This window comes from Bacillus cereus group sp. MYBK95-2, assembly GCF_051915225.1.
In the GTDB taxonomy this organism is placed as follows: Bacteria; Bacillota; Bacilli; order Bacillales; family Bacillaceae_G; genus Bacillus_A; species Bacillus_A cereus.
In genome coordinates, this window is sequence record NZ_JBQAEH010000001.1 from 576092 (window position 1) to 596526 (window position 20435).

Below are 20435 nucleotides of genomic sequence, written 5' to 3' on the forward strand. Positions count from 1 at the left end.
CACATGTAACGGTATTTGGAGGATGAGGTAAAGTATGAAACGTTTTTTTGCAGCATTGTTTACTATACTAGGTGCAATAACTGCCCTTGGGATTTTCTTTACAAATAAAGTGATGTACTTAAAGAAAAAAACAGAGGAAGAAGTACTCGAAAGAGAAACGAAAAAACATTTTCGTATAGAGGATTTTGATGCTCTTCATAAAGAAGAAATTCATATCCCTTCACAATTCGGATACGACCTTCACGGATATTACATTCCTGCCGGTCATTCCACCAATAAGTTTATGGTTTTTTGCCACGGTGTAACTGTAAATAAAATAAACTCTGTAAAATATGCAAACTTATTCTTAAAAAGGGGATATAACGTCCTCATTTACGATCATCGTCGTCATGGTAAAACTGGCGGAAAAACAACAAGCTATGGATACTATGAAAAACATGATTTAAAATCCGTAGTTGACTGGCTAAAAAACCGTTTTGGCACCAATATTACACTTGGTATTCATGGTGAATCTATGGGAGCTGCAACACTTCTTCAATACGCAGGACTTGTAGAAGATGGTGCTGATTTCTATATTGCAGATTGTCCTTTCTCTGATTTTCAAGGACAATTACAGCACCGTTTAAAGGTTGAATTCCATTTACCAAAATGGCCTTTATTACCTTTAGCAAACGCATTTTTGAAAGTTCGTGACGGTTATACAATTCGTGAAGTTTCACCAATCGACTGTATAAAAAACATTAACAATCCCGTTCTCTTTATTCATAGTAAAGATGACGACTATATTTTAGCTGATATGACAAAAGCGTTATATGAAGCGAAAGAAAATAATAAGCAGCTTTATATTGCAGAACACGGTGCACACGCTTGCTCTTATAACGAAAATAAAGAAGAGTACGAAGCAGCCGTCGATCAATTTTTAAACACATATGTGAAAGAAACAAAAAACAGGCTTGCATAAGCCTGTTTTTTATTGCGCTAAAACGTCTGTAACTTGTTCCATATTTTCAGAAATCCATTGCATTGCATCATCTAACGTTGGGAATTCTGTCGTTTGAAATGTTACTTCATCTTGAAGTAACCAAACATCCTTTGCCTCTTGCCCTACACCTGCAATGGACCAATGTAACAAACTATATGGATGATTATCATTCAAAAATGATGCCCACGTGCGCTCATTTGCAATGTTTCGTAATGTATGTAATTGTTTATCCATCTCTCGTCACCTTACTCTAGTCAGTTATGAAAACTATTATAACACTCTCTTCTTTCTCAAACAAAGTGCTCTTTTTATATTGTCAAGCACTTCCCTTGATTATATGATGAAATTAAGCGTTTGGGAAGGAGGGATAACGTTGGCAAAAGTACAAATTAAAGTAAATGATAATGGCTCTTTTCGCGTTACAGGGGACGTGGAATTAGTCGACTCACAAGGGAATGTATTCCCAGCAAAACCGGCATTTTCTTTATGCCGTTGTGGTTTATCAAAAAATATGCCTTATTGCGACGCTTCGCATAAAGGTAAATTCGAGTCTGTTGTTAGAGCACCAGAGGCAGAATAATTTTACATGTGACATGCACATTTTTTTGTGCATGTTTTTTCTTTTTAGCAACTCCGTTATATCCCTTCTCCTTACAACATTTCTAATACTTTTATTTCCATTCCAGCCTGCATATATTTTCACACAATTCTTCACATTCGAATATTTTTTACTAGCCTTTTATTTTTTTTGTGCTATAATTTGAGCAAACAGCATCCTTCGGGGTCGGGTGAAATTCCCAACCGGCGGTGATGAAGTGAAAACTTCTAAGTCCGTGACCCGTTTTCAACTCGAAAACGGTGGATCTAGTGAAACTCTAGGGCCGACAGTATAGTCTGGATGGGAGAAGGATATGTTTCTAGTTTTTTATATAGTGAATACACTTTTATTTCAGTATGCATATTTTTAAAGATTCATTTTGATTCTTTATATATGTTTAATTTTCTATACTTATTTTTTATACTGAAATAAAAAGAGACAACTAGCGTTTAAAAATTCGATATTTTGCTAGGTTTTTTCCTTATGCAGAAATATCAATTATCGTTAGGTTTCTTTCCTATGCTTTCGTATTCAAACTATATTTCTAGAAATCACGTCTCCCAAACCCCAAGGATATTAAATCCTTGGGGTTTTTTGATTTTTTTAGGAGAGGTGAAGAAAATGACAGATCAAGAATATATGAGGATTGCCCTGCAGTTAGCAGAAGGGACATCAGGACAAACAAGTCCAAATCCTATGGTTGGTGCTGTTGTTGTAAAAGATGGAAACATCGTTGGTATGGGGGCTCATTTACGAGCTGGTGAAGAACACGCAGAAGTTCATGCCCTTCAAATGGCTGGTCAGAACGCCAAAGACGCTACCGTTTATGTAACACTGGAACCGTGTAGCCACTTTGGAAAAACACCACCTTGTTGTGAATTGCTCATCGAAAAAGGAGTTAAGCGTGTTGTAATTGCTACTCTCGATTGTAATCCGCTCGTTTCTGGTAACGGAAAAAGAAGATTAGAGGAAGCTAGAATTGAAGTAACGACCGGTGTTCTTGAAGCAGAAGCAGTTTTATTAAATCGCTACTTTTTTCACTACATGAAAACGAAGCGCCCTTTTGTAACAATCAAAACAGCGATGAGCTTAGATGGAAAAACAGCAACTGTAACTGGTGAAAGTAAGTGGATTACAGGTGAAGAAGCACGTGCTGATGTTCACCAATATCGCCATACACATGATGCAATTCTTGTTGGAGTGAATACAGTTATAGCTGATAATCCTCATTTAACAACAAGAATTCCAAATGGTGGGAAACATCCTATTCGCGTTGTTTTAGATACCCATTTACGAACGCCACCATCTTCTCATGTTATAACAGATGGTTTAGCACCGACATGGATTATTGTCGGTAAGGATGTAAAGGAAGAGAAGATATCTTCTTATGAATCTAAAAATATAGCTATATTCCAAATGGAAACGAAACATATAGAAATCGAGGACCTTCTTTCCTTTCTTGGAGAGAAACAAATTCTTTCTCTATTCGTTGAAGGTGGCCAATCGATTCATGCAAGTTTCTTAAAAACAAACAATTTTAATGAAATTGTAACCTATATAAGTCCGAAATTAATTGGTGGGAAAGATGCTCCTACTTTATTTGGAGGAAATGGTTTTTCAAAATTACAAAATGCGCTTTCCTTGAAAATTCAAGAGATGAAACAAATTGGTGATGATATAAAAATCGTTGCGAATGCCCGAAACGAGGTGACGAAATGTTTACAGGAATTGTAGAAGAATTAGGAACGATAGCAAACATGCAACAAAGCGGAGAAGCGATGAAATTAACGATTCATGCAAAAAAAATTTTATCAGATGTTCACTTAGGTGATAGTATCGCGGTTAACGGTATTTGCTTAACTGTAACAAGCTTTACAACTACTTCATTTACAGTTGATGCAATGCCTGAAACGATGCAGTCGACATCACTTCGCATGCTTAAACCGCACTCTAAAGTAAATTTAGAGCGCGCAATGGCTGCAAACGGACGATTCGGTGGACATTTCGTTTCAGGACATATTGATGGAATCGGAACGATTTTAAATAAAAAACAACATTACAATGCCGTCTATTACAAAATAGCAATTTCTGATGAACTACTGCGCTATTGTTTGCAGAAAGGGTCCATTGCTGTTGATGGGACGAGTTTAACGATATTTGATATAGACGAATCTTCCATAACGATTTCACTCATCCCGCACACAGTAAGCGAATCTGTCATTGGAGCAAAAAATGCCGGAGATATCGTAAACATTGAGTGTGACATGATTGGTAAATATATTGAACGCTTTATTACTAAACCTACAAAACGAGTAGGTTCAATGACCGAAAGCTTTTTACAAGAAAACGGATTTCTATAAGGGGGAAGCACAATGTTTCATCGTATTGAAGAAGCTCTAGAAGATTTAAAAAAAGGTAAAGTCGTTATCGTATGTGATGATGAAAACCGAGAAAATGAAGGCGATTTTATTGCTTTAGCCGAGTACATTACACCAGAAACAATTAATTTTATGATTACACATGGCCGTGGTCTCGTTTGTGTACCGATTACGGAAGGGTACGCAGAACGTCTACAATTAGAACCAATGGTATCTCATAATACAGATTCACATCATACTGCGTTTACAGTGAGCATTGACCATGTCTCTACAACAACAGGGATTAGCGCTCACGAACGTGCAACTACGATACAAGAATTGTTAAACCCCGCATCAAAAGGTGCTGATTTCAATCGACCTGGACATATCTTTCCATTAATTGCGAAAGAAGGCGGTGTCCTGCGTCGTGCAGGTCATACAGAAGCTGCTGTTGATTTAGCAAAGCTATGCGGTGCCGAACCAGCTGGAGTTATTTGCGAGATTATAAATGAGGACGGCACGATGGCACGTGTACCTGATTTAATAGAATGCGCAAAACAATTTGATATAAAAATGATTACAATAGAAGATTTAATTGCTTACCGCCGCCATCATGAAACACTTGTGACGAGAGAAGTGGAAATTACATTACCTACAGATTTCGGTACTTTCCACGCAATTGGCTATTCTAACTCATTAGATACGAAAGAACATATCGCACTTGTAAAAGGTGATATTTCAACAGGTGAACCGGTACTTGTACGTGTTCATTCTGAATGCTTAACAGGAGATGTATTCGGTTCACATCGCTGCGATTGCGGACCACAACTCCATGCAGCACTTGCTCAAATTGAGCGTGAAGGAAAAGGTGTTCTTCTTTATATGAGGCAAGAAGGAAGAGGCATTGGGCTTCTTAATAAGCTTCGTGCTTATAAATTACAAGAAGAAGGATTCGATACTGTAGAAGCAAATGAAAAACTCGGCTTCCCTGCTGATCTTCGTGATTACGGTATCGGTGCTCAAATATTAAAAGATTTAGGTTTACAGAGTTTACGATTATTAACGAATAACCCAAGAAAAATTGCTGGCTTACAAGGTTACGATTTAGAAGTAGTCGAGCGTGTACCGTTGCAAATGCCAGCAAAAGAAGAGAATAAATCGTATTTACAAACGAAAGTAAACAAATTAGGACACTTGCTAAACTTATAATTAAAGGAGAGATTTATTATGGTATTCGAAGGTCATTTAGTTGGTACAGGATTAAAAGTTGGAGTTGTTGTTGGACGTTTTAACGAATTTATTACAAGTAAGTTACTTGGCGGCGCTTTAGACGGATTAAAGCGTCACGGTGTAGAAGAAAATGATATTGATGTTGCTTGGGTTCCTGGTGCATTTGAAATTCCTTTAATCGCTAAAAAGATGGCTAGTAGCGGAAAGTATGATGCTGTTATTACATTAGGTACTGTAATCCGAGGTGCTACAACTCACTACGATTACGTTTGTAATGAAGTAGCAAAAGGTGTTGCGTCTTTATCACTACAAATGGACATCCCAGTTATTTTCGGCGTATTAACGACAGAAACAATTGAACAAGCGATTGAACGCGCAGGTACGAAAGCTGGTAATAAAGGATATGAATCAGCTGTTGCTGCAATTGAAATGGCTCACTTATCAAAACAATGGGCATAAAAAAAGAGGCTGCGGCCTCTTTTTATTTTTTCACCTTTTTTTGTACATCTTTTATTAATTCATTCATCGTTTTTCCTTCTGTTTTTATATGAAGAGCTTGTGCCGTTCTCCATACATTCTCTCTTTTTTTCGCTTCTTCTATAATAGTAATTTCTTTTCTAACTTCCTTTAAATCTTTTCCTTCCGTTTTCAATCCAAAATGTTCAGCTTTCGTTCGAAAGTGTTGTTCGATTCTTTGTTGCATTTCTTTTTGTTCAGGATTTTCAGCAGCCTTAACTGGATCAGAACTTATTGCTTTTATTAAAATTAAACAAGTCATAATCGCTAATATGTATTTGTACATGTAAAATCCTCCAACCCAATATAAATTACATATTTACTATGTACAACTAGGGCTTGGAAAATTCGTCCACAAAAATTCTTTTTTTCGCTTAAAAACCAATAATATCAAGCGTTCACAACTATTTATTACATTTTATTTACAAAAAAAGCAAACCCTTTTACAAGTTTGCTTTTTCATCTATCTTATAATGCACATTCTTCAATCTCAAATCCTAAATCTGCAATCATACCCCAGTCCGCAGTCGGCTCTTGTCCAGCTGTCGTTAAGTAGTCCCCGACAAAAATAGAATTTGCTGCAAATAAACCGATTGGCTGTACAGAACGTAAATTGATTTCACGTCCTCCTGAAATACGAATTTCTTTTGTTGGGTTTACAAAACGCATCATTGCCAGTACTTTTAAACATTCTACTGGAGTTAACTCTTTTTGTCCTTCAAGAGGTGTCCCCTTTACAGCAACAAGGAAATTACAAGGGATAGAATCTGCATCTATACGTTGTAATTCAAATGCAATTTCAGCACGCTCTTCAATTGTTTCTCCCATGCCAAAAATCGCTCCCGAGCATGGGGAAATGCCCGCTTGTTTTGCTTTTTGAACTGTATCAACACGATCATCATACGTATGAGTTGAACAAATACTATCGTAATTATTTGCATGTGTATTTAAGTTGTGGTTATAACGATGCACGCCTGCTTCCGCTAAACGTCCTGCTTGATCTTCATTTAAGAAACCTAAACAACAACAAATCTTCAAGTCTGTCGTTTCACGAATTTCCTTAACTGCTCCAATTACGTGATTTACCTCTTTATCCGTCGGACGACGACCAGACGCTACAATACAATATGTACCTGCTTTACGGCGTATTGCTTCATGTGCCCCTTCTACAATCTTCTCCTGCGTTAACCATGCATATTTATCAATCGGTGCTTCTGAAATAATAGACTGTGAGCAATATCCACAATCTTCAGGACATAATCCAGATTTCGTATTAATAATCATATTCAATTTTACTTTCTTACCAAAGTGATGATGGCGAATAATGTAAGCCGCATTCATAATTTCTAAAACTTCGGTATCATCAGCTTCTAATATCGCTATTGCATCTTCTTTCGTAATCATCTTCTCTTCCACTACGTCGTATGCAAGTTTTTTCCAATCCCTTTTTGTTTGTACTTGTTTCATTTCATCTCTTCCCCTCTTTTGTTATATGTATAAATAAAGAATGATACGTTGCCATTATCCCTTCATTTCCCGTGAAGTCTCTTTCGTATATGCGTAGCATCGCACGAAAGAGTGAGGGACTTTGACAATATGATCCTTCATTGCTATTAGTTGCTCCTACTTTTCGAATAGAATGCAGAAACTCCTTAACTTCTGTAAAACTCTCTATGTAACATGTTTCAGAAACATGCACATCCCCTGTTTCTATCTTACATATATGAAGCAACTGATCTTTTGAATAAAAACGTTGACCAATCGATGTTTCATTTTTTATATTTCTTTCTTCTTTCGCACGTTGGAACGAAGCATGCAATTCTTGAAACGTTTCATGTCCAAACGTTGAAAAGAGTAATATCCCATCTATAGACAAATGTTGAAATAAATTTCTTAACACTTGTTGTAAATTATTTAACCATTGAAATGTAGCATTTGAAATAATGACATCATATGATTCTTCTAATCGTAATCGCTCAATATCTTCACAGTGAAACGTTACATTTTTTACATTTTGTCTAGTTTGCGCAATCGCAATCATACTTTCAGCAAAATCAACTGCTGTAATATGTGCTTTCGGAAATAACTTTGATAATTGCTCTGTTACATACCCCGTCCCGCATCCCAGTTCTAAAATACGTATTGATGCCGTTTCACTATATCGTTCCTTTAAGATTGAAAGTAATGAATGTGCCATCTTTTTTTGTACATTTGCATATCGATCGTAAGATACGGCTGCCCCATTAAACCGTTTTTGTAGTAGCGTTTTGTTGATCATGTCGTATCCCCTCTACAAATTGAAGTATCTCATTTGCGCAATATTCAAAATTCGTCACACATAATGCATGCCCTGCTTCACTTACTACTTTCAGCTCGCTGCTGCTATTCTCCGTCATACTACGTGCCGCAGACAATGGGCATATTACATCCTGTTCTCCGTGAATAAGTAGTATAGGTACTTTAATTTCTTTTAGTTCTTCTCTCATATCTGTTTCTATTAAATAATCTAAACCTAGTTGTAAAGACTGAATAGAATCACCTTTAAAACGGTCTACAATGTCTTCAAAGTTTTTATTCTCTTTTAGCTCATCTTTCGTAAACATATTTTCATAAAACCGCTTGAGCGTATCTTCTTTCCTTCTCGCCAAATTCCTTTTCAGCCGTTCTACATGCAAAGCATTCCATCCGTTACTGTAATCGCTCGTATTTGTAAATTTAGCAGTACCACCAATTAATACGATGCCTTTTGCCTGAATCTTTTTATAAGCTTCAACTGCTGCTAACGCTCCTAGTGACCATCCAACCAATATTACGTTGTCATTATGCGCTACATCTATAATTCGTTCCGCAAATTCACTTCGTTCTTTCACATTACGCCAATCTATGCATTGAACAGAATATCCTTTAAAATACGGAAGTACTAAATCCCAAATATTCTCTTCCATTCCCCATCCGGGGATAAAAATAATCTTTAGCTCATTCATACGAAAAGCTCCTCTTCTTTCGCAATGTGGATAATTCGGTCAATAGCCCATTTTAAATCAGCTATTGTATGTTGCGATGTAACTGCAAAGCGAATTCGAGAACTATGAACCGGCACAGTTGGCGGACGAATTGCAATAGCCGCAATCCCTGCCTCTTGCAACCTTTTACTAAACCGTAAAGCATGTTCATTTGAACCGACTACAATCGGTACAATATGAGTTGAACTATTTCCAATATCAAAACCAGCATCCCTTAATTTAGTTCTGAAGTATTCTCCGTTTGCTATAAGGTTCTCTCTTCTTTCGTTATCTTCTTTTACAATTTCAATTGCTTTTTGCACTGCTCCTAACGTACTTGGTGGTAAGGCTGTAGTAAAAATAAAGCTTCTCATCATATTTTGTAAATACTCTATATAAATTTCATCACCTGTCAAATACGCACCATAACACCCTAAAGCCTTGCTAAACGTCCCCATATGTATATCAATTTTTTGAGAAAGATTTTTTTCTATATGAGATAACCCAGCTCCGCCGATTCCATATATTCCACTCGCATGTGCTTCATCGACTATAATGATTGCCCCGTATTTCTCTTTCAGCTGTACTAAATCTCTCAAATACGCAGTATCACCATCCATACTAAAAACGGTATCTGTTACGATTAATTTCCTTTTTTCAGGCGAAGCCATTTTCAACAACTTCTCTAAATGATCCAAATCATTATGACGATACCTTTTATGCTCTGCCCCGCTTAATATGATTCCATCAACAATACTTGCGTGATTTAACTTATCACTAAAAACAATATCGTGCCGAGAGGCTAAAGAAGATATGGCACCTATATTTGCCGTATACCCACTATTTACAATTAAAGCTCTTTCAGTACCTTTCCAGTCACATATGCTTCTCTCAACCTCTTCATATAATAGATGATTTCCTACAACGAGACGAGAGGCAGTCGCTCCAGTTCCATATCTTTTTGTACAGGCAATAGCAGCTTCTTTTAACCTTTCATCTCCAGCTAACCCTAAATAATTATTTGACGCTAAATTTAACATCCTTTTTTTATCTCGAATAAGCCAAGTCTCTTCTGCCTTCTCTGTTACATGCAAATCACGATACTGCCCTTCCTCATGTAATTGTTGTAATTTACATTGAAGGTGCGCCCGCCACGTTTGATTCATTTTGGATAAACTCCTCTAATTTTGAAATCATAATATGTTCTTTTGCAGATTCTAATACTTCTTCTTTCGTAAACTCACCTGCAAAGAATGGCAATAATCCTAAAACTGGTACCCCGCTCAGCTCTTCAATCATCTCTTTATTTTCTTGCACTCTTTCCATTTCACATTCTTTGCAACCTGATAAAATGACACCCGCTACGGTTAAACCATGCGCCTTTGCGTAAGCAATCGTTAACACTGTATGATTTACTGTTCCTAATGTAGGACGAGCTACTACAATAAGAGGCAACTGTAATTCTTTTGCAAAATCAATTACTAAAGCATCTTCTGTATATGGGACAGCAAGCCCACCTGCTCCTTCTACAAATAAGCTATTAAACTCTTTTAATAGTTCATTATAGTAATCAGTAATTTCTTTTAACTTTACTACTCTTCCAGCTCTTTTCATGGCAAGTCTCGGAGCAAGTGGTTCTTCAATAGAATAAGGGCAAATTTCATTTTCTGGTGTCGGTACACCTGATAATGCTTTTAACCTTGCCGCATCTCCCTCAGGGTTTGATGCAACATGCCCACTTTGCAACGGTTTATACACCCCTACGTTATATCCTAATTCTCTAAATACACCTGCTATAGCACCTGCAACTACTGTTTTTCCAACTTCAGTATCAGTTGCTGTTATGAAAAAACCACTCATTATTCTCCCTCCGTAACATCCGAGATTGCCTTATATAAAATGCGTAACATATCATCAATCTCTTCAAAAGTAGAAGCAAGTGGTGGCATAAATACAATCGTGTTACCTAGCGGTCGTAAAATCATACCCAGCTCTCTTGAGCGTTTACATACTTGAACACCGACTCTTTCTGTCCAGTCAAACGCTTCTTTCGTTTTCTTATTCTTCACAAGCTCAATACCAACCATTAATCCGCATTGACGAATATCACCTACATGTTTATACGCAAAGAGCTTTTCTAATTGCGCTGTCACATAATCCGTTTTACGTGCCACTTCTTCTATTAAATTTGTTTTTTCATATAGTTCTAGATTCGCGATTGCTACGGCACACCCTAACGGATTACCTGTGTAGCTATGTCCATGGAAAAATGTTTTTTGTTCTTCATATTCTCCTAAGAAGGCATTATATATTTCATCTGTCGTTACCGTAACTGCAATTGGTAAATATCCACCTGTTAAACCTTTCCCAGCAGTTAAAATGTCTGGCGTCACATTTTCATGTTCACAAGCAAACATTTTCCCTGTACGCCCAAATCCAGTTGCTACCTCATCTGTAATAAATAATACATTGTACTTAGTACATAAATCGCGCAGTCCTTTTAAATATCCTTTTGGCATTGTAATCATCCCGCCAGCACCTTGCATTAATGGCTCTACAATGATGGCAGCTACTTCTTCATGCTTTTCTTTCAACAATTCTTCCATTTCTTCTAAATGGCTTTTTACAATTTCCTCCTTATTATTTCCGTAAGGAGAACGATATGTATATGGATACGGCATTTTAATCGCATCAAATAAGAGCGAACTATACACTTGGTGAAACAAGTCTATTGCTCCTACTGAAACAGCTCCAATTGTATCACCGTGATATGCTTCTTTTAATGTAACGAATCTTTGTTTCTTTGGTTTCCCTTTATGCTGCCAATATTGGAAAGCCATCTTAATTGCAATTTCAACAGCGGTAGAACCTGAATCAGAATAGAATACCTTCTTCAATCCATCTGGTACAACCTCAATAATTTTTTCTGCTAATAAAATAGATGGAACGTTAGCAAGTCCTAGCATAGTAGAATGAGCAATTTTATTTAATTGCTCACGAATTGCTTCATCTAATTCCGGTACTTGATGTCCGTGAACATTTAACCATATAGATGAAACACCATCCCAATATTCATTACCATTTACATCGTATAGCTTTCTTCCCTCTCCACGTTCAATAATGACAGGATCTTCTTCTAAATAATCTTTCATTTGTGTAAATGGGTGCCATACGTAAGCTTTATTTTTCTCTGCTAATTCTTCATATGTATAAGATGATTTTTCAATCGTTCTACTATTTATTGTCACAATTGTCACCCCTAATGTTAACTTGTTTATAAATATAGTTAACATTAAATCCGAATGACTGTCAATTATTTTAAAATCAAATAGTTCTTAAAAAAGAACAACTTATCATACGATAAGTTGTTCTACTTTCCATGCTGTATCTTTCCAATTTCTAAAATAATTTCTTCATCTTTTTTCCCCTCTGTATCAATTCCAAGTTGCTTAGCGTGCTCAATTAATAAATCATGACGCTTCTCAAATCTAGCGGTATTTACTTCTTTCGTAACCTCTTCTTTTGTTTTCCCCTCAGTAGAAACTCCTAGTTTTTCTGCTGCTTTTTCCATTGATTTCTTCTCTTCTATTTCTTTTACTTTCTTCACTTCTGACTGTTGTATTTGCTTTTGTTTCAACTGCTCTGATTCAGCCGCAAAAGCTGTGTAAATTCCAGCACTTCCTCCAATAACTAATAAAGTGGTAAAAAGAATTATTTTTTTCTTCACTCTTTCCTCCCCCTTTCAAATTCATTATAACGTACATTTTTACAGCGTTAAAAACAATTATCCTTTATTTCCCTAAAAAAACATTTAATATTTTTATTGACATGTAAGATGAAAATATGATAAAAATTTAACTAACATCATATGAATCGGCGTTGATAGGATTTAGTAGTATTTCGATTTCTGATTTCAGAGAGCTGGTGGTCGGTGCGAACCAGTACAGAGCGAATTATGAATTACCCCCTGGAGCTTCTTTTACGAAACGTGAGGAGTAGTGAAAGACGGTTATAGACCGTTATGTCTAAAGAGTGGTGAAACGACACTGTTTCACAATTTAGGGTGGTACCGCGAATTTTTCGTCCCTGCATATATTGCAGGGGCGTTTTTTATTTTATAAGCGCATATCATATGACCCTTTATTTTGTGACGCATTCATTTCACAAGCTAGGGTGGTACCGCGATTTCTTCGTCCCTGCATAATTATATGCAGGGACGTTTTTTTATCCAATCATTTCCGTATCATATAGAAGGACTAACAATTGCCGGTAATTTGTCACAAAATTCTAAATTTTAGAAGGAAATATACAATATTGGCGAATTTTATATAAAAAAGAGCTATTTTACATTACTTAGGAGGGGAAAACAATGGTTTCAAAAATTGAGTCTGTTCTTTTAACAATTTTTATCTTTTTCTGTATTGGTTTTAGTGTTATTCAATTAGAAGTTTCACCACACATTCCAATTTTATTTGGTATCGTTCTTTTATTAGCATTTGGATTCCTGAAGAGAATCTCTTGGTCTACTATGGAGAAAGGGATGATTAGTAGTATTTCAGCTGGTATTCCATCTATATTTATTTTCTTACTTGTAGGCGTATTAATTAGCGTTTGGATCGCAGCTGGAACTATTCCGACTTTAATGGTATACGGCTTCCAGCTTGTATCTCCAAAAATTTTCGTTCCAACTGTTTTTGTTGTTTGTGCAATTGTTGGAACGAGTATCGGTAGTGCTTTTACAACTGCTGCAACTGTAGGACTTGCCTTTATGGGAATGGGTACTGCCCTTGGATACGATCCAGCTCTTATTGCTGGTGCAATTATTTCTGGTGCATTCTTCGGAGATAAAATGTCTCCTTTATCTGATACAACAAACTTAGCGCCTGCTGTAACGGGTGTAGATTTATTTGAACATATTCGTAACATGCTTTGGACAACAGTTCCAGCTTTCATTATTGCTTTTATCGCATTTTTCATTTTAGGAAGCGGATCTGGTGGAAACGTTGATTTCTCAGCATTTATTAACACACTAGAAAAAAATGCAACGATTTCTATCGTTACACTGATTCCTATTTTATTACTGTTCCTATTCGCATTTAAAAAGGTACCCGCAGTTCCAACATTACTTGCAGGAATTGTGGTAGGGATTATTATTCTCTTTATTTTTAAACCTAGCACTTCTTTAGCTGATTTAATAAAAATTATGCAAGACGGTTACGTTTCTAAAACTGGTATCAAAGACATTGACAGCTTATTATCTCGCGGTGGCCTGCAAAGTATGATGATGTCAATTGCTCTTATTTTCCTAGCTCTTTGTATGGGAGGATTATTACAAGGAATGGGTATTATAGCGCAGCTGATGAATATTATCTCTAGCTTCGTAAAAACTAGTACACGCTTAATTATTTCTACTGCTTCAACTGCAATTGGTGTAAACTTCTTACTTGGTGAGCAATACTTATCTATCGTTTTAACAGGACAAGCATTCGCTAATAAATACGATGAAGTCGGTTTAGAACGTCGTAATTTATCACGAGTATTAGAAGATGCTGGTACAGTAATTAATCCACTCGTACCATGGGGTGTAAGTGGCGTATTCTTAACAAACGTTCTTAGCGTTCCAACATTCGATTACCTGCCATACGCAATCTTCTGTTTAGCATGTCCAGTCGTAACCATTATCGTCGGCTTTACTGGATTCGGTCTTTCATGGAAAAAAGAAAAAGCAGTACCAGTTTCATAATATAATAAAAAGGATTACCAAATCGGTAATCCTTTTTATATTTCTCGACTATCTATTTGCTTTCTTTCTTCTAAATAACATAAGTAATCCCGCTCCAACAAACGCAAGACCAGCTCCAATTGTAGAAGCAATACTTGCACCTGTTTTCGGTAAATCACGTTCATCTTTTTCAGCTTCTTTATTTTCACTTACAGTTGTTGTTGTTTCTTTTGTATTTTGATCATCTGTTGTAGTTTGTCCAGATCCGGTATTATTTCCATCTTGCTTTGGTTCATTACCATTATTACCTTCTTCTGTTGGTGGTGTTGGGTTTTCTCCATTACCTGTTGGCGGTGTCGTTGGATTTTCTCCCCCACCTGTTGGTGGTGTCGTCGGATTTCCTCCATCACCTTTCGGCGGTGTCGTTGGATTTCCTTCACCAGTTTCTTTATCATCATTCTTCTTCGTTATATCAATTGCATATTTAGCAAATTGATTTTCAGATGGTCCAACATATGATATGTTCCCATCTTTCTTTATGTACTTTTGTGCATTTGGTGAAGAATCAAATGTTGTATTTAATTTATCTGCAACAATCGGTTTAAACGTCCAATTTTGATCAGCTGCTGGATCAATATTTTTTATTTTTTGCATATACTTCACAATGATTTGACGTGTTTCATCTTGCGATTGATATACAACTTCCCCTTTACTTACACCTGGGAACGTCTGGCTACTTCCACGATAGTTATTTGTAGCAACGATGAACTCTTGATTGTCAGCTACTGGCTTACCTTCATATGTCATATTTACAATACGATTCGCATTTGCATTTACAACTTTTCCATCTTTATCGTATTTCGCCGGTTGTGTTACATCAATTTCGTATTTTAAGCCATCTAAAATATCGAAATTATATGTAGGATACCCTATATTTACTAACGGCTGTTCTTCTGTTTTCTTTGGATTAATTTGATTAAACTGACCTGCAGACATTTCAAGCCATTCTTTCACTTGTGCCCCATTTACTTTTACAGCATATAACGTATTTGGATATACATATAAATCTGCAACGTTTTTAATTGCTAACGTTCCAGCTGGAATATCCGTATAATATGTTGCACCGTTTCGGCCACCTGCTTTAAATGGTGCACCTGCAGATAAAACCGGAATATCTTTAATCTCTTCGTACTCTGGTTTTTTAAGTTCTTGTTCTACGTACCATTTTTGCGCATTTGTCACAATTTGTACAGAAGGATCATCTTGTACTAATGAAAAATAACTATTAATTGGTGCTTTCGTTTCACCTACAGCTGTATTTACATAATCGATTGTCGCTTCATGCTCACTTTTAATCTCATTAACTAATCTTGGATCAGGTCCTACATTACCTTTATCATTAACAATTGGGCGGTATTGTGGCTTAGATTGATCCTTTTGTACTTCCCATTTTCCCTTTACCTTTTTCAATTGCATATCAATAATCCCTAAGTTATTTCCAAAAACGCCAGGCATTACAACTGGAACACCATTAAATACACTTGCCACTTCAGTATGTGAATGTCCCATTAATACTGCATCTACGCCAGGAACCTCTGTTAAATAATACGACGCGTTTTCCATACCAACGTTGTATCCACTTTTATCAACACCGGAATGAGCTAGTGCAACGATAACATCTGCACCTTCTGCTTTCATTTTTGGTACCATTTTCTTCGCTGTTTCAACTATATCTTTCGCTTTCACTTTTCCTTCTAAATTCGCTTTATCCCAATTCATAATTTGTGGTGGAACAAATCCCATTACACCAATTTTCACTATTTGTTTTTGGCCTGCTTCATCCACTACTTCTTTCTCTAAAATATGATATGGTTTAAAATAATTTTCATCGTTCTCTTCCTTATCATCATGGTCGTCTTTATAGACATTCGAGTTAATAACCGGGAAATCCGTTTTTTCAATCACTTTGTTTAAATAATCTAAACCGTAGTTAAATTCATGATTCCCAAGAGAGATGACGTCATACTTCATTAAATTCATTACACGATATAATGGATGTGTATAACTAGGATCCACAGGATTCTTCGGATCTTTTATTTTATTTGCTACATAATCTCCAAGCGGTGTCCCTTGTAATGCATCTCCATCATCAAATAGGACAGAGTTTTTCGCTTCTTCACGTGCTTTATTAACGAGTGTTGCCGTTTGTACGAGACCTACTTTATTATCTGTTTTCGTTTGATAATAATCGTAATTCATTAAGTTAACGTGAATATCTGATGTTTCTAGAATTCGTAAGTTAACTGTACTCTCCCCAGCGTTCTCATCTGCATGAGCTGTTGTTGGCATTACTTGCGGTGCTATAACACCAATCGCAAGAGTTGCTCCAGCTAGCATTTTTTTTGACTTTTTCACAAAAAATCCCCCTTATACAATTACCAGAAATAATGAAATGAATCCCTATCTGTCTCTAACCACATACCTTTTTTCTTCTATTAGAGACACAATTTTCATTTCACCCTGCGCTAACGAGTAGTCCCCTTAAACGCCCGATTGATGAAGACTAACAATTAATAGGAAATAAAGCTCCCACTAATTAAAGTTTCACCTTATCTGACATTATCATATATAAAGTTCTTTCCTATCGTCAATATTTTTTGACAAACTTCAACAAATTTTCTGTAAAGTTATTATAAACTTTTCATAAACATATAATATGCCCTTACATTGCTAATACTGCTGAATATGATACAATTACCAATTACAAGGAGGATGAATTTATGAAAAAAGTCATCTTAACAATTGTTTGTCTCCTCCTTCTGATCATTTCTTATTCTTATTTTGAAAAGAACGACGAGACAAAACAAAATGAATCTGAAGAAAAAACAGAAAAAACATCTGCCCCAAATTGGATTGATAAGCAAACAAACGAATCTTTTTATCATCTTGTATTAGGTGATTCACTCGCTAAAGGATATGGATCGACACAAGGTGGATTTGCTGAATTAGCTTCTAAGCAAATAGAAGCACAAATTCATAAACCAATTACAGTAGAAAACCTTGGGGTAAACGGTCTTACAACAGATCGTCTCGCTAAAAAAGTTCAATCAGAAGATGTAAAGGAAAAAATTAGAGCAGCAAATATAATTACAATTAATATTGGAGGAAATAATTTATTTCGTTTAAATCGTGATGTTGGTGTTATAGATGGTATAAAAATGTTAAATAAAGAAAAAGCCCATTTTGAAGCGGATATAAAAAGTATTGTAAAGACAGTTCGAGATCAAAATCCGGATGCTTTACTCATTCTCTCAGAACTCTATAACCCGTTACAACTCGATGACTCTATCGCAAGTTATGCAGATATGTTTTTAGATGGCTGGAATGAATCTGTTTATTCCATTTCCAAAGCAAATCAACCATCTATCGTTTTACCAATTCGCAAATTAATATCAAATGATAAAAAAGAGTTATTATTTGACCAAGTACACCCAAATGATAACGGCTATGCAATTATTGCCAATACATTTACAAAGCAAGTGTTATCCTACAAATATTAAAGCGACCATGAAACAATTCTATTTTTATAACATGTCTTTTTTGTTACAATGATAGTGGAAGGGGGCCTTTATATGGAATCACGCGAGTGGGAACGTATTGTTGATCATCTTCTTTCGCTAGTGCCTCTTTTTTATCGCAAATTTATGCTTCCTGGAGAATTTTCTTCTCAAAGACATATGCCGCCATCACATACACAAGTATTACTGCTTTTGCATGAAAACGGCACATTAGCAGTTTCCGAAATCGGCAAGCGGCTAGCGATTTCACGGCCTAACATGACACCTCTATTAAACAAACTTATTCAAGAAGAACTAATAGAGCGTCATTATAGCGAAAAAGATCGACGGGTCATTTTAATTTCCCTAACAGCTGAAGGGAAATTATTAGTAAATCAGTATCAGCAATTCATTTTAGACAAACTAAAAGAAAATTTCCAAACATTATCTGAGGAAGAGCGCGAAAAGCTCATTCATTCTCTTCAAACCATTCAAAATTTAATTTTGAAAACAAACGTATAAAGCTGCTTCTAAATAGAAGCAGCTTTATGATTCGTAATAGTTACCATAGTACACATTGGAATATGGCCATGTTGTTAAATATGGTTTTTTTTCCTGTGTAGGCTGTTGTTGTGGTAATTGTGGTATTTGTGATAATTGCTGTAATTGTTGTTGCCGATATAATTCGTATTGTCTACTCGTATCATAAACCGGATAATAATTTACATATGGATATACTTGAGGTACGTAATAATAATACATTATCCTCTCCTCCTTTTTCTTAAACATATTCAAAGGAGAAAATGGATGTGACATTGTTTATAATTGTACAAGTGGTTCTCTCACTCGTTTCTTCCTTTTCTTCAAGCGTAACTTACGGTTCTTTTCGTATAAATAATGCACAACGAAATACGAAATGAGACCAAACACAACTCCTAAAATCGTCATTCCAATTAATACATACACTTCACTTTGTAATAAGCTCTTTAATATCGTAAAAATGTGACTTGAAAACAAGTCCGATATCGTAAATGGTTCATGATGAATTTTCTGTACATGAAATGGATAAATCATTTTTCCTAGCGCATACGCAAGCGGAAATAAAAATACTGGGAGAAACGATATTTTCCCAATAATATTGCCAATAACTGCCGCAGGAAAAGATCCCTTTGCTAACCTGACGATTGGATAAAATATTACATATACGAGCGATGCCGTATAAATGACTAACATTTCTAAGCCGAATCCTATAGCAAACCCTAACGATACTTTCTTTGCGCCTTCTGGCGATCGAAGCAACTTATAATATTGAAACTTTAATATTCTCCACATCCGCTGAAAAAACGAATATGTTTTCTTAGTTGTTTTCACCCTCATCATCTCTTTAACTATATTTTTATATGTAGTATGTCCTTACACACTCTGAAAAACAAATTTAGTTTTCTCTTTTATTATAAATGATATCGAAATGGTTAACTAAATATACATATGACATTTTAATATAAAAAAACCTCCCTTTTAGGAAGGCTCTTCTACATTTTTAAATAAACTCACTAATAACGCTTTTTGAGCATGCAATCGATTACCAGCTTGCTCAAAGACGATAGACTGCGGTCCATCTATAATTTTTCCTGTTACTTCTTCTTCACGATGGGCAGGTAAACAGTGTAAGAAACGATATGTTTGCTTCGCATGCTTAACAAGTTCGTTATTGATTTGGTAAGGTTGAAATAAAGAATATTTCTCTTCTTCGCCCTCTTGCCCCATGCTCATCCAAACGTCAGTATAAATGAAATCTGCTTCATTCACCGCTAATTCAGGATTATGCAAAACTTCAATCTCAGCTCCTGTTTCCTTGGCAATCGCTAACGCTTTTTTTACAATCTCTTCATTCGGTTCATATCCTACAGGCGTTGCAACAGTCATATGCATTCCGACTTTTGCACTCGCTAGCAACAATGAATGACATACATTATTTCCGTCACCTACGTAAGCCAATTTTATTCCTTTAAATGTATTTGTTTCTTCATATATCGTCATGAGGTCTGCCAATGCTTGACAAGGATGATGATCATCCGTTAAACCGTTAATAACAGGAATATTTGATTCTTTTGCAAGCTCTTCTACATCCGCGTGCGAGAATGTACGTATCATAATCCCGTCAATATACTGCGATAATACTTTCGCAGTATCTGAAACAGTTTCTCCTCTTCCCATTTGCATCTCTTTTCCACTTAAAAACATACCATGTCCCCCGAGTTGTACCATTCCCGCTTCAAAAGATACACGAGTACGAGTTGAATGCTTATCAAAAATAAGCCCTAATATTTTGCCTTGTAATAAAGGCTCTTGCTTATTCTTTTTTAAATATATAGCGAACTCAATTAAAGAAATAATTTCTTCTTTCGTTAATTCTTCTAGTGTTAAAAGATCTTTCGTATTTAATTTCGGTACTTGTACAGTTGACATGA

Annotated in this window: 22 protein-coding genes, 1 riboswitch and 1 other annotated feature; of the genes, 9 read left to right on the forward strand and 13 right to left on the reverse strand. The window is 36.0% G+C overall.

The features are described 5' to 3' along the window. Positions 1–34 precede the first annotated feature (34 nt). Positions 35–961, forward strand: coding sequence for an alpha/beta hydrolase (locus ACTFN4_RS02880; protein ID WP_000819235.1), 927 nt, complete (start codon positions 35–37; stop codon positions 959–961). A 9-nt stretch (positions 962–970) separates the two neighbouring features. On the opposite strand, the gene ACTFN4_RS02885 is transcribed toward ACTFN4_RS02880, so the two are convergent. After that, entirely contained in the window at positions 971–1216 is a 246-nt protein-coding gene (locus tag ACTFN4_RS02885; RefSeq protein WP_000360793.1) for a DUF2552 family protein, read from the reverse strand. Positions 1217–1355: 139 nt separating this feature from the next. On the opposite strand from ACTFN4_RS02885, the gene ACTFN4_RS02890 reads away from it, so the two are divergent. The 5 genes from ACTFN4_RS02890 to ribH all read left to right on the forward strand — a co-directional run bounded on the left by ACTFN4_RS02890 (position 1356) and on the right by ribH (position 5626). Continuing rightward, on the forward strand, positions 1356–1562 hold the full coding sequence (locus ACTFN4_RS02890; protein ID WP_001151582.1) for a CDGSH iron-sulfur domain-containing protein: 207 nt from the start codon (positions 1356–1358) through the stop codon (positions 1560–1562). Between the two features lie 190 nt (positions 1563–1752). After that, a riboswitch (FMN riboswitch) is annotated at positions 1753–1896 on the forward strand. Positions 1897–2201: 305 nt separating this feature from the next. Continuing rightward, positions 2202–3314, forward strand: a complete 1113-nt coding sequence (ribD, locus tag ACTFN4_RS02895; RefSeq protein ID WP_000131986.1) for a bifunctional diaminohydroxyphosphoribosylaminopyrimidine deaminase/5-amino-6-(5-phosphoribosylamino)uracil reductase RibD — start codon at positions 2202–2204, stop codon at positions 3312–3314. After that, positions 3296–3940, forward strand: a complete 645-nt coding sequence (gene ribE, locus ACTFN4_RS02900) for a riboflavin synthase subunit alpha (protein WP_000493908.1) — start codon at positions 3296–3298, stop codon at positions 3938–3940. The genes ribD and ribE overlap by 19 nt, the downstream gene beginning before the upstream one ends. Positions 3941–3952: 12 nt before the next feature. After that, positions 3953–5146: a bifunctional 3,4-dihydroxy-2-butanone 4-phosphate synthase/GTP cyclohydrolase II gene (gene ribBA / locus ACTFN4_RS02905; protein WP_000468976.1), complete on the forward strand. Its 1194-nt coding sequence runs from the start codon at positions 3953–3955 to the stop codon at positions 5144–5146. An 18-nt stretch (positions 5147–5164) separates the two neighbouring features. Then, the gene (gene ribH, locus ACTFN4_RS02910; protein WP_000230895.1) at positions 5165–5626 is read left to right on the forward strand and encodes a 6,7-dimethyl-8-ribityllumazine synthase; all 462 of its coding nucleotides are present in this window, start codon (positions 5165–5167) and stop codon (positions 5624–5626) included. Between the two features lie 22 nt (positions 5627–5648). On the opposite strand, the gene ACTFN4_RS02915 is transcribed toward ribH, so the two are convergent. From ACTFN4_RS02915 to ACTFN4_RS02950, 8 genes are all read right to left on the reverse strand, one after another. Then, complete coding sequence (locus ACTFN4_RS02915) at positions 5649–5969, reverse strand: hypothetical protein (RefSeq protein WP_000280032.1); 321 nt, start codon at positions 5967–5969, stop codon at positions 5649–5651. A gap of 182 nt (positions 5970–6151) precedes the next feature. After that, positions 6152–7150: a biotin synthase gene (gene bioB, locus ACTFN4_RS02920; protein WP_000815856.1), complete on the reverse strand. Its 999-nt coding sequence runs from the start codon at positions 7148–7150 to the stop codon at positions 6152–6154. 1 nt (position 7151) lies between these two features. Then, complete coding sequence (gene bioC, locus ACTFN4_RS02925) at positions 7152–7961, reverse strand: malonyl-ACP O-methyltransferase BioC (RefSeq protein ID WP_439962056.1); 810 nt, start codon at positions 7959–7961, stop codon at positions 7152–7154. Continuing rightward, positions 7927–8667 carry an alpha/beta fold hydrolase gene (locus ACTFN4_RS02930; protein WP_439962057.1) on the reverse strand — a complete coding sequence of 247 codons (741 nt, stop codon included), beginning with the start codon at positions 8665–8667 and terminating at the stop codon, positions 7927–7929. Before ACTFN4_RS02930 ends, bioC begins: the two co-directional genes overlap by 35 nt. Continuing rightward, positions 8664–9851 (reverse strand): 8-amino-7-oxononanoate synthase, encoded by a 1188-nt coding sequence (gene bioF, locus ACTFN4_RS02935; protein WP_025687582.1) that lies wholly within the window; start codon positions 9849–9851, stop codon positions 8664–8666. The genes ACTFN4_RS02930 and bioF overlap by 4 nt, the downstream gene beginning before the upstream one ends. Next, the gene (gene bioD, locus ACTFN4_RS02940; RefSeq protein ID WP_197201890.1) at positions 9817–10545 is read right to left on the reverse strand and encodes a dethiobiotin synthase; all 729 of its coding nucleotides are present in this window, start codon (positions 10543–10545) and stop codon (positions 9817–9819) included. Before bioD ends, bioF begins: the two co-directional genes overlap by 35 nt. Continuing rightward, positions 10545–11978, reverse strand: a complete 1434-nt coding sequence (gene bioA / locus ACTFN4_RS02945) for an adenosylmethionine--8-amino-7-oxononanoate transaminase (protein ID WP_197201891.1) — start codon at positions 11976–11978, stop codon at positions 10545–10547. Before bioA ends, bioD begins: the two co-directional genes overlap by 1 nt. 77 nt (positions 11979–12055) lie before the next feature. After that, complete coding sequence (locus ACTFN4_RS02950; protein WP_000726902.1) at positions 12056–12412, reverse strand: hypothetical protein; 357 nt, start codon at positions 12410–12412, stop codon at positions 12056–12058. Positions 12413–12555: 143 nt separating this feature from the next. Next, positions 12556–12776, forward strand: a binding site (T-box leader). Positions 12777–13054: 278 nt separating this feature from the next. On the opposite strand from ACTFN4_RS02950, the gene nhaC reads away from it, so the two are divergent. Further along, positions 13055–14428 carry a Na+/H+ antiporter NhaC gene (nhaC, locus tag ACTFN4_RS02955; protein WP_000253736.1) on the forward strand — a complete coding sequence of 458 codons (1374 nt, stop codon included), beginning with the start codon at positions 13055–13057 and terminating at the stop codon, positions 14426–14428. 48 nt (positions 14429–14476) lie between these two features. On the opposite strand, the gene cpdB is transcribed toward nhaC, so the two are convergent. Beyond that, positions 14477–16822 (reverse strand): bifunctional 2',3'-cyclic-nucleotide 2'-phosphodiesterase/3'-nucleotidase, encoded by a 2346-nt coding sequence (cpdB, locus tag ACTFN4_RS02960; protein ID WP_439962058.1) that lies wholly within the window; start codon positions 16820–16822, stop codon positions 14477–14479. A gap of 365 nt (positions 16823–17187) precedes the next feature. Here cpdB and ACTFN4_RS02965 point away from each other — a divergent pair, with 365 nt between their 5' ends. Then, positions 17188–17967: a GDSL-type esterase/lipase family protein gene (locus tag ACTFN4_RS02965; protein WP_000755850.1), complete on the forward strand. Its 780-nt coding sequence runs from the start codon at positions 17188–17190 to the stop codon at positions 17965–17967. Positions 17968–18039: 72 nt separating this feature from the next. Next, a complete protein-coding gene (locus ACTFN4_RS02970; RefSeq protein WP_000445819.1) occupies positions 18040–18486 on the forward strand; it encodes a MarR family winged helix-turn-helix transcriptional regulator in 447 nt (148 codons plus the stop codon). A 24-nt stretch (positions 18487–18510) separates the two neighbouring features. On the opposite strand, the gene ACTFN4_RS02975 is transcribed toward ACTFN4_RS02970, so the two are convergent. The 3 genes from ACTFN4_RS02975 to argF form a co-directional block, all read right to left on the reverse strand. Beyond that, the gene (locus ACTFN4_RS02975) at positions 18511–18726 is read right to left on the reverse strand and encodes a hypothetical protein (RefSeq protein ID WP_000291956.1); all 216 of its coding nucleotides are present in this window, start codon (positions 18724–18726) and stop codon (positions 18511–18513) included. A 57-nt stretch (positions 18727–18783) separates the two neighbouring features. Continuing rightward, positions 18784–19344: a DUF2062 domain-containing protein gene (locus tag ACTFN4_RS02980; RefSeq protein ID WP_002005691.1), complete on the reverse strand. Its 561-nt coding sequence runs from the start codon at positions 19342–19344 to the stop codon at positions 18784–18786. A 138-nt stretch (positions 19345–19482) separates the two neighbouring features. After that, complete coding sequence (argF, locus tag ACTFN4_RS02985) at positions 19483–20433, reverse strand: ornithine carbamoyltransferase (protein ID WP_439962059.1); 951 nt, start codon at positions 20431–20433, stop codon at positions 19483–19485. Positions 20434–20435 lie beyond the last annotated feature (2 nt).

Bases quoted from the DNA above. Each gene is read 5' to 3' on its own strand.
- ribD (WP_000131986.1), top strand. From the start codon at position 2,202: ATGACAGATCAAGAATATATGAGGATTGCCCTGCAGTTAGCAGAAGGG.
- ACTFN4_RS02970 (WP_000445819.1), top strand. From the start codon at position 18,040: ATGGAATCACGCGAGTGGGAACGTATTGTTGATCATCTTCTTTCGCTA.
- bioF (WP_025687582.1), bottom strand. From the start codon at position 9,851: ATGAATCAAACGTGGCGGGCGCACCTTCAATGTAAATTACAACAATTA.
- ribBA (WP_000468976.1), top strand. From the start codon at position 3,953: ATGTTTCATCGTATTGAAGAAGCTCTAGAAGATTTAAAAAAAGGTAAA.
- bioB (WP_000815856.1), bottom strand. From the start codon at position 7,150: ATGAAACAAGTACAAACAAAAAGGGATTGGAAAAAACTTGCATACGAC.
- ACTFN4_RS02980 (WP_002005691.1), bottom strand. From the start codon at position 19,344: ATGATGAGGGTGAAAACAACTAAGAAAACATATTCGTTTTTTCAGCGG.
- ribE (WP_000493908.1), top strand. From the start codon at position 3,296: ATGTTTACAGGAATTGTAGAAGAATTAGGAACGATAGCAAACATGCAA.
- ACTFN4_RS02965 (WP_000755850.1), top strand. From the start codon at position 17,188: ATGAAAAAAGTCATCTTAACAATTGTTTGTCTCCTCCTTCTGATCATT.
- bioA (WP_197201891.1), bottom strand. From the start codon at position 11,978: ATGTTAACTATATTTATAAACAAGTTAACATTAGGGGTGACAATTGTG.
- ACTFN4_RS02880 (WP_000819235.1), top strand. From the start codon at position 35: ATGAAACGTTTTTTTGCAGCATTGTTTACTATACTAGGTGCAATAACT.
- ACTFN4_RS02885 (WP_000360793.1), bottom strand. From the start codon at position 1,216: ATGGATAAACAATTACATACATTACGAAACATTGCAAATGAGCGCACG.
- ACTFN4_RS02915 (WP_000280032.1), bottom strand. From the start codon at position 5,969: ATGTACAAATACATATTAGCGATTATGACTTGTTTAATTTTAATAAAA.
- ribH (WP_000230895.1), top strand. From the start codon at position 5,165: ATGGTATTCGAAGGTCATTTAGTTGGTACAGGATTAAAAGTTGGAGTT.
- nhaC (WP_000253736.1), top strand. From the start codon at position 13,055: ATGGTTTCAAAAATTGAGTCTGTTCTTTTAACAATTTTTATCTTTTTC.
- argF (WP_439962059.1), bottom strand. From the start codon at position 20,433: ATGTCAACTGTACAAGTACCGAAATTAAATACGAAAGATCTTTTAACA.
- bioC (WP_439962056.1), bottom strand. From the start codon at position 7,961: ATGATCAACAAAACGCTACTACAAAAACGGTTTAATGGGGCAGCCGTA.
- ACTFN4_RS02930 (WP_439962057.1), bottom strand. From the start codon at position 8,667: ATGAATGAGCTAAAGATTATTTTTATCCCCGGATGGGGAATGGAAGAG.
- bioD (WP_197201890.1), bottom strand. From the start codon at position 10,545: ATGAGTGGTTTTTTCATAACAGCAACTGATACTGAAGTTGGAAAAACA.
- ACTFN4_RS02975 (WP_000291956.1), bottom strand. From the start codon at position 18,726: ATGTATTATTATTACGTACCTCAAGTATATCCATATGTAAATTATTAT.